Genomic DNA, 9,411 nt, shown 5'->3' with positions numbered 1-9,411 from the left:
CGGTGACGGGCGTGCGGAATTGGGTGCTGGGTGCGGAGTTGCTGACCGCTGATCTCGCTTCGCGGTGGTCGCGGCAGGCGCAGGTGTGGAACACGTACGGCCCGACTGAGGCCACCGTCATCACCACCGCCACTTCGCTCGACCCGGACATCGATCCCGCCGACCCGCCGCCNNCGATNGGCCGCCCCATCGGCAACGCCCGTGTCTACGTGCTCGATGACTGCCTCCGGCCCGTGCCGCCAGGTGTGACGGGGGAGTTGTACATCGCCGGTGCCGGGCTGGCCCGCGGGTATCTCGGCCGCGCGGGGCTGACCGCCGAGCGCTTCGTCGCCTGCCCCTTCGAACCCGGCGCACGCATGTACCGCTCGGGGGACCTTGCCCGGTGGACGGCGGACGGAGAGCTCGCTTTCGCCGGCCGTGCCGACGAGCAGGTCAAGATCCGCGGATTCCGGGTCGAGCCAGGCGAGGTCGAAGCCGTCCTCGCCGCCCATCCGGACGTCGCCCACACCGCCGTCGTCGTCCGCGAGGACCAGCCCGGAGACAAGCGGCTCGTCGGCTACGTCGTACCGGCCGGTGACGGTGTCGAGCCGGAAGCCCTGCGGGAGTTCGCCGCCGGGCGGCTGCCCGCGCACATGATCCCCGCCGCGATCGTCGCCCTCGATGCACTGCCGCTGACACCCAACGGCAAGCTCGACCGCAAGGCTCTGCCCGCTCCGGAGGCGACCGCCGATCCCGCCGCCCGCGCGCCCGCGACACCGCGGGAGGCGATGCTCTGCGGGCTGTTCGCCGGAGTCCTCGGCCTGGAGCGCGTCGGCCCCGACGACTCGTTCTTCGCGATCGGCGGCGACTCGATCCGCTCGATGCTGCTGGTGTCGGCGGCCCAGCGGGCGGGGCTGTCGTTCACCTCGCGCCAGGTGTTCCAGCTCCGTACCCCCGCCCGGCTCGCCGCCGTCGCGGCCACCGTGAGTGATACTGCCGGCGATCCCGCCGCGTCCGCCTCGCCGCTCGTCGACGTGGCGCCGAAGGTGCTGGACGAGCTGTCGGCGGCCGTTCCTGGGCTGGTGGAGGTACTGCCGGTATCGCCCTTGCAGGAGGGGCTGCTGTTCCACGCGGTGTATGACGAGCAGGCCACCGACGTCTACATCGGCCAGCTCGTACTCGGCGTGGACGGCCCGCTCGACGCGGCCCTGCTGCGGGAGTCGTGGCAGGCGCTGCTCGTCCGGCACGCCAGCCTGCGCGCCGGGTTCCGGCATCTGCCCGGGGTGAGCCGCCCCGTGCAAGTCGTGGTCCAGGACGCCGAGCTGCCGTGGCGCGAGGAGGACCTGTCCGGACTGGGCGCCGCGGAGGCATGGGCGGAGTCGGAGCGGATCGCCGCCGCCGAGCGGTCCCGGCGGTTCGACCTGGCGTGTCCCCCGCTGCTGCGGGTGACGTTGCTGCGGCTGGGTGCCGAGCGGTACCGGATGGTGATCACGCTCCACCACATCGCGCTGGACGGCTGGTCGGTGCCGATCCTGCGGCGCGAGCTGTGGGCCTGCTACGCGGCAGGGGGCAGCGCCGCCGGGCTGCCCCCCGTGACGCCGTACCGCGACTATCTCGCCTGGCTGGCCCGCCAGGACAGGACCGCCGCCGACGAGGCGTGGCGGCAGGCGCTGGCCGGCGCGGACGAGCCGACGCTCGTCGCGCCCGGCGACCGTGACGGCGACGGCGGCCCCTCCGAGGATCTCGTGCGCACCGCCGGTGCCGCCCTGGACAGGGCGCTGGCCGGACTCGTCCGCGATCACGGGGTGACGCTCAACACCGTGATCCAGACCGCCTGGACGATGGTCGTCGGCCAGCTCGCGGGCCGCGGCGACGTGGTGCTGGGTGCGGCTGTCGCCGGCCGGCCGGCGGAGCTGCCCGGCATGGAACACATGCTGGGGCTGTTCATCAACACCGTTCCCGTACGGGTGCGGCTGGACCCGGCACAGAGCGTCGCGGACCTCCTGGCCGGCGTGCAGGCGCAGCAGTCCGCGCTGATGGACCACCAGCACCTGGGCCTCGCGGACATCCAGCGGATCGCCGGGCCGGGCGCGACCTTCGACACCGTGATGGCGTTCGAGAACTTCCCCTCCGGCGCGGACGCCCGCGACGACCCCCGTCCCGCCCACGGACCGGCCGCGTCGGCGGGGCTGCGCTTCACCGAGGCCACGGTGTGGGGCGAGACGAACTACCCCCTCACGCTGGTCGCCGACCCCGCCGGCGGGCTGCGGCTGAAGCTGAGTCACCGGCTCGGCTTCTTCGACGCCTCAGCCGCCGGCGCCGTCCTCGACCGGCTGGTGCACGTCCTGGAGCGGATGGCCGCCGACCCCGGGGCGCCTGTGGGCCGGCTCGACTTACTCGACGGCCCCGAGCGTGCGCGCGTGCTGCGGGACTTCAACGACGCTGTGCGCCCGCAAGTCGCGGGTGCGCTGCCGGAGCTGTTCTGCGAGCGTGCCGCCCGCTGCGCGGAGGCCGTCGCACTGGTCGACGGCGACCGGGAGTGGACGTACGCGGAGCTGAACGAGGCCGCGGACCGGGTGGCCGGCGGGCTCGCCGCCCGGGGGGTGCGGCGCGGGGACCTCGTCGGTGTGGTCATGGAGCGGTCCGCGGAGCTGGTGATCGTGCTCCTCGGCATCGTCAAGGCCGGTGCCGGATACGTCCCGGTGGCCGCGGACTGGCCGGCGGCGCGCACCGACCGGGTGCTCGCACGGACCGTGCTGATCGTGGCGGACGGGCGGCCGGACACCGGTGCGGCTCCGGTCATCAGCGCCGGCGAGCTGCTCGCCGCCGCTTCGGGCGCCGCGCCCGTGCCCCTCGGCCCGGACGACGTGGCGTACGTGATGTACACCTCCGGATCGACCGGGCTGCCCAAGGGCGTCGAGGTCACCCATGGCGACGTGGCGGCCCTCGCGCGCGACGGCCGCTTCGCCCGCGGCCACGAACGGGTCCTCTTCCACTCGCCCCAGACCTTCGACGCGGCCACGTACGAGCTGTGGGCGCCGCTGCTGACCGGTGGCCGGGTCGTCGTCGCCCCGCCCGGCGCGGTGACGCCCGCGCGGCTCAGGGAGCTGATCCCGCGGCACGGGATCTCCGCGATGTGGCTGACGGCGGCGCTGTTCCAACTGTTCGCGCAGGACGACCCGGAGTGCCTGGACGGGCTGCGCGAGGTGTGGACGGGCGGCGACGCTGTGCCCGCGGAGGCGGTCCGCCGGGTACGGGCGGCGTGCCCGGAGCTGGTGGTCGTGGACGGGTACGGGCCGACGGAGACCACCACGTTCGCGACCTCGTACCGCATCGCGCCCGGCGCACCCGTCCCGCCGTCCGTGCCGATCGGCGGCCCGTTCGACAACATGAGGCTGTACGTGCTCGACGGATTCCTGCGGCCGGTGCCCGCCGGGGTGGTCGGCGAGCTGTACATCGCCGGCGCGGGTCTGGCCCGCGGCTACGCGGACCGGCCGGAGCTGACGGCGGAGCGGTTCGTGGCCTGCCCGTTCGTGCCGGGTGAGCGGATGTACCGCTCCGGTGACCTGGTGCGCTGGACCGGCGCGGGCGTGCTGGAGTTCGCCGGCCGGGCGGACGCGCAGGTGAAGGTGCGCGGCTTCCGCGTGGAACCGGCCGAGATCGAGGCCGTGCTCGCCGGTCACGAGGCGGTCGCGCAGGCCGTGGTCATCGCCCGTGAGGACCGGCCGGGCGACAAGCGGCTGGTGGGCTACGTCGTCGCGGACGGCGGGCGGCGCGTCACCGGGGACGCGCTGCGTGCGTACGCCGCGGAGCTGCTGCCCGAGTACATGGTGCCGTCCGCGGTGCTGGTGCTCGACGCGCTGCCGGTGACGGCGAACGGCAAGGTGGACCGCAAGGCGCTGCCCGCCCCGGACTTCGCCGGGCGGGCGACCGGCCGGGCGCCGCGGGGCGCGGCCGAGACGGCACTGTGCGCGCTCTTCGCCGACGTGCTCGGGCTGGCGCGGGTCGGCGCCGACGACAGCTTCCTGGAGCTGGGCGGCGACTCGATCACCTCCATGCAACTGGCGTCCCGGGCCCGCAGGGCGGGCTTCGTACTGACGCCGCGTCAGGTCTTCGAAGAGCGCACCCCCGAGCGGCTGGCTGTGGCCCTGCAGAGCCGACAGGACGGGGCGGACCCGGCCGTCGGCGGCGAAAACGGGGACGGCGACGCCGGGGTGGGCGAGGTGCCGTGGACGCCGGTGATGCGGTGGATCGGCGCGGGCGTCGCCGGCCCCGGGTTCACCCAGTGGACCGTCGTCGGCGCGCCCGCCGGGCTGGCGCACCGGGTGCTGGCGGGCGGCGTGGCCGCCGTGCTGGACGCGCACGACATGCTGCGCGCCCACACCGCCCCGTCCCACACCGCCCCGTCCCACACCGCCCAGTCCGACGCGCACCCCCGCCTCCTCGTCCCCGAGCCCGGCTCGCTCGACGCCGCCGCGCTGATCACCCGTGTCGACGCCGCCGACGTGCCGGACCGGGCGCTGGACGAGACCGCCGGCCGGGCCGCGGCCGAGGCGGCGGCCGGGCTGGACCCGGCGGCCGGCGCCGGGATGCTGCGGGTGGTGTGGCTGGACGCGGGCCTGCACCGCGTCGGGCGCATCGCCGTTGTCGTCCACCACCTCGCGGTCGACGGCGTGTCCTGGCGCATCCTCCTGCCCGACCTGCAGAGCGCGTGCGAGGCGCTGGCCGCGGGCCGGCAGCCCCTCCTCCACCCCGTGCCGGTGCCGTTCCGCCGCTGGGCGCGCGCACTGGTCGCCCAGGCCGCGGGCGCGGCGCGCCAGGCCGAGCTGGAGCAGTGGACGAAGCTGCTGGTCGAGCCCGAACCGCTGATCGGGCGGCGGGCGCTCGACCCGGCCGCCGACACCGCGTGCACCCAGCGCCGCGCGTCGTGGACCGTGCCCGCGGAGCAGGCCGCCACCCTCCTCGCCGGTACGCCCGCGGCGTACCACTGCGGCGTGCACGAGGTGCTGCTCGCCACCTTCGCCGCCGCCGTCGCGCGCTGGCGCCCGGGCGGACACACGGGGCTGCTGGTGGACCTGGAGAGCCACGGCCGGGACGGGATCGGCGACCTCGACCCGTCGCAGACCGTGGGCTGGTTCACCGCGGTCCACCCGCTGCGGCTCGACCTCGGCGGCATCGACCTGGACGACGCCCTCGGCGGCGGCCCGGCCGCCGGCGAGCTGCTGAAGTCCGTGAAGGAGCAGGCGCAGGCCGTGCCCGGAGACGGCCTCGGCCACGGCCTGCTGCGGCACCTCAACCCGGAGACGGCCGAGGTGCTGGCCGCCCTGCCCGCGCCGCAGGCCGGCTTCAACTACCTGGGCCGCTTCACCGCCGGGGCCCGCGCGGGCCGCGTCGAGGCGTGGCAGCCGGCCGGCGAGACGGCCCTCGGCGGCTCCGCCGCACCCGGCATGGCGATCACCCACGTGCTGGAGGCCAACCCGGTCGTCCGCGACACCCCCGCGGGCCCCGAAGTCACCCTCGCGCTCGCCTGGGCCGGCGCTGTCCTGCCCGACGCGGACGTGGACCGCCTCGGCCGCACCTGGCTGGACATGCTCGGCGGACTCGCCGCCCACACCGGCGATCCCGCGGCCGGCGGCCACACGCCGTCCGACTTCCCGCTCCTCGACCTCGGCCAGGACGAGATCGACCAGTTCGAAGCGATCGCGGCGAAGCTCCAAGGAGGACTCACCCGGTGAAAACCCCAGCCGTCGCCAAAGGCTCCGCCCTGGCAGAGATGTGGCCGCTGTCGCCGCTGCAGGAAGGGCTGCTGTTCCACGCCGGCTACGACACCGACAGCCCCGGCCTCTACACCGTGCAGTTCATGCTCGACGTGGACGGGCCCCTGGACCACCGGCGCTTCCGCGCCGCCTGGGCCGGGCTGCTCGCCCGCCACCCGGCGCTGCGCGCCAGCTTCCACCGGCGCCCCTCCGGCGAGGCCGTCCAACTCATCACCCGGGAAGTCGCCCTGCCGTGGCGCGACGTGGACCTGTCCGCGCTGCCCGAGACCGACGCGCTCACCGAGACTCAGGCGCTCGCCGACGCCGAACGCGCCCGGCCCATGGACCTCGCCGCGGCTCCGCTGCTGCGGCTGCTGCTCGCCCGCCTCGGCGAGGAGCGGCACCGGCTGGTGGTGACGTCCCATCACATCCTGCTCGACGGCTGGTCGATGCCGGTCCTGCTGCACGAGCTGGCGGCGGTCTACGAAGCAGGCGGCGACCTGTCCATGCTCAAACCCGCCCCCTCCTACGGGCAGTACCTGGCGTGGCTGCGCCGCCAGGACAAGGACGCCGCGCGGGCCGCCTGGCGCGCCGAGCTGGCCGGCGCCGACGAGCCGACGCTCGTCGTACCCCCGGACGTGCTCGGCGGCCCGGTGGTGCCCGGGCGGGTGCCCTTCACCCTCGGCGCGGAGCTGTCCGCGAACGTCGCGGAGCTGGCGCGGGCCCACGGGCTGACGGTCAACACGGTGGTGCAGGGCGCCTGGGCGCTGGTCCTGGCCCGGCTCACCGGCCGTGACGACGTCGTCTTCGGCGCCACCGCCGCCGGCCGGCCGCCCGAGCTGCCCGGCGTCGAGTCGATGGTCGGCCTCTTCATCAACACGCTGCCCGTCCGCGTCCGGCTCGATCCCGCCCGCCCCGCGGCAGAGCTCCTCGCCGGCCTCCAAAGGCGCCAGATCGAGCTGATGGCGCACCAGCACATCGGGCTGCCCGAGGTGCAGAAACTCGCCGGCCCCGGCGCCACGTTCGACACCCTCGTCGTCTACGAGAACTACCCCCTCACCTCCGCCGAATCCGACGACCCCGAGGCCCTGTCCCTCCGCTTCGCGGGCGAACCCCGGGACGCCGGTCACTACCCGCTGACGCTCATCGCCTGGCCCGGCGAGCACCTGCGGGCCGAACTCTTCTACCGGCGCGACGTGTTCGAACCCGGCCAGGCCGAGACCGTCACCGCGTCCTTCGTACGGGTGCTGGAGCAGCTCGTCGCGGATCCGGCCGCGCCCGTCGGCCGCCTCGACGCCGTCGACGAGCGGCGGCGCGCACTGGTCACCACCCGCTGGAACGACACCGCGGCGGCCGTGCCCGAGCCGCTGGCACCCGAGGCGTTCGCCGCGCAGGCGGGGCGGTCGCCGCAGGCGGTGGCCGTGGTGTGCGGCGGGGAGCCGTTGCCGTACGGGGAGTTGGCGGACCGCGCCGGCCGGCTCGGCCGGTACCTGGCGGCGGCGGGCGTGGGGCCCGAAGTCCGGGTGGCGGTGGTGCTGGAGCGGTCGGCGGTGCTGATCGAGGCGCTGCTCGCGGTGTCGCTGGCCGGGGGCGTGTACGTACCCGTGGATCCCGGCTATCCGGCAGAACGGCTGGCGTTCGTGCTGCGGGACGCGGATCCGGCCGTCGTGCTGTGCACCTCGGTGACGTGGGACGTACTGCCGGAGGGCGTGTACGCGGTGGTGCTGGACGACCCGGCGGTGGCCGCCGAGGTGGCCGCGCACCCGGGCGGGCCGCTCGGGGCGGAGGAGCGGCGCGGTCCGCTGACGGCCGGTCACGCGGCGTACGTCATCTACACCTCCGGCTCCACCGGCGCACCCAAAGGCGTCGTCGCGTCCCACCACGGCCTGCGCAACCTCGTCGCCGACCGCGTCGCGCAGTACGGCCTCGGCCCCGGCAGCCGCGTCCTGCAACTGGTGCCGCCGAGCTTCGACGTCTCGATGAGCGACATCTGGCCGGTGCTGTGCGCCGGCGGCCGGCTCGTGCTCGGCCCCGCCCGGCTCGACGTCTCCGGCGACGACGTGGCCCGGCTGATGCGCGACGAGCGGGTCAGCCACGTCGCCACCACCCCGACCCTGCTCGCCGAGGTCCCGCCCGCCGGCCTGGCCGACCTGCGCAGCGTCGTGCTCGGCGGCGAGCCCGGGTCGCGCGAGCTGCGCCGCCGGTGGCTGGCGGGCCGCGACCTGTTCAACGAGTACGGCCTCACCGAGGCGACCGTCGCCTCCACGCTCGGCCGGATCCGCGACCCTCACGGCATCCCGCCGATCGGCGCACCGGTCACCAACTCCCGGGCGTACGTGCTGGACGCGTTCCTGCAGCCCGTCCCGCCCGGGGTGGCGGGTGAGCTGTATCTTGCCGGCGCCGGCGTCGCCCGCGGCTATCTGGGGCGGGTGGCGCTGACCGCGGAGCGGTTCGTGGCCTGCCCGTTCGTGCCGGGCGAGCGGATGTACCGCACCGGCGACCTGGCGCGCTGGACCGGCGACGGCGAGCTGGTCTTCGCCGGCCGCGCGGACGAGCAGGTCAAGGTCCGCGGCCACCGCATCGAGCCCGGCGAGATCGAAGCGGCGCTGCGCGAGGCCGCCGGAGTCGCCGGGGCGGTGGTCGTCGCCCGCGCCGACGGCCCCGGCGACAAGCGGCTCGTCGGCTATGTCGTCCCGGACGGGCGGGACGTCGACCCGCGGCGGACGCGCGAGAAGCTGGCGGCGACGCTGCCCGACTACATGGTTCCGGCCGCGGTGGTGGTGCTGGCCGGGCTGCCGCGGACGGCCAGCGGAAAGGTCGACAAGACCGCCCTGCCCGCCCCGGACTTCGCCGAGCAGGCCACCGGCCGGCCGCCGCAGGGCGAGACGGAGACCGCCCTGTGCGCACTCTTCGCCGAGGTGCTGGGCCTGGAACGGGTCGGTGCGGACGACGACTTCTTCTCGCTGGGCGGCGACTCCATCACCTCCATGCAGCTCGCCTCCCGCGCCCGCAGGGCCGGCCTCGTGGTCACCCCCCGGCAGGTCTTCGACGAGCGGACCCCCGAGCGCCTGGCCGTGCCCGCCGCCCAGGCGGCACCGGCGGCGGCCGAGGGCGGAGACGGCGGCGTCGGCGGCGTCGGCGAGGCGCCGTGGACGCCGGTGATGCGCCGGCTCGGGGTACGGACCGCGGGCCGGGAATTCGCGCAGTGGACGGTCGTCGGCGCCCCCGCGGACCTCGGGCAGGAGACGCTCGCCGGCGGCGTCGGCGCGCTGCTGGACACCCACGACGTGCTGCGGGCCCGCACGGACCTGTCCGACGAGGCGGCCCCCCGGCTCCTCGTCGGACAGCGGGGCTCGGTGGACCCCGCGGACCGCGTGACCCGTATCGACGCCTCGGATGCCGACGACCTGGACCGGCTCGCCGAACAGGCCGCACGAGCCGCCGTCAACCGGCTGGACCCGGCGAACGGCATCATGGTCCACGCCGTGTGGCTCGACGCCGGACCGGCCCGGGTGGGGCGGATCGTGCTGGTGGTCCATCACCTGGTGGTGGACGGGGTGTCGTGGCGGATTCTGCTGCCTGATCTGCGGGCTGCGTGTGAGGCGGTGGGGGAGGGGCGGAAGCCGGAGCTGGAGCCGGTGGCGACGTCGTTCCGGCGCTGGTCGCGGGAGCTGGT

2 protein-coding genes are annotated in these 9,411 nt (G+C 75.6%); both read left to right on the top strand.

The window, feature by feature from the left end:
* Nucleotides 1–5,714, top strand: a 5,714-nt coding sequence (locus B124_RS35635) for an amino acid adenylation domain-containing protein (protein ID WP_496507173.1), incomplete at its 5' end; no start/stop codon positions are given.
* On the top strand, nt 5,711–9,411 hold a 3,701-nt coding region (locus B124_RS35630; protein WP_496507172.1), incomplete at its 3' end, for a non-ribosomal peptide synthetase. The genes B124_RS35635 and B124_RS35630, both read left to right, overlap by 4 nt.

This window comes from Streptomyces sp. CNP082 (assembly GCF_059570535.1).
The sequence above is the reverse complement of the archived record's forward strand: the minus strand, read 5'-3'. Positions and strand labels throughout refer to the sequence as shown.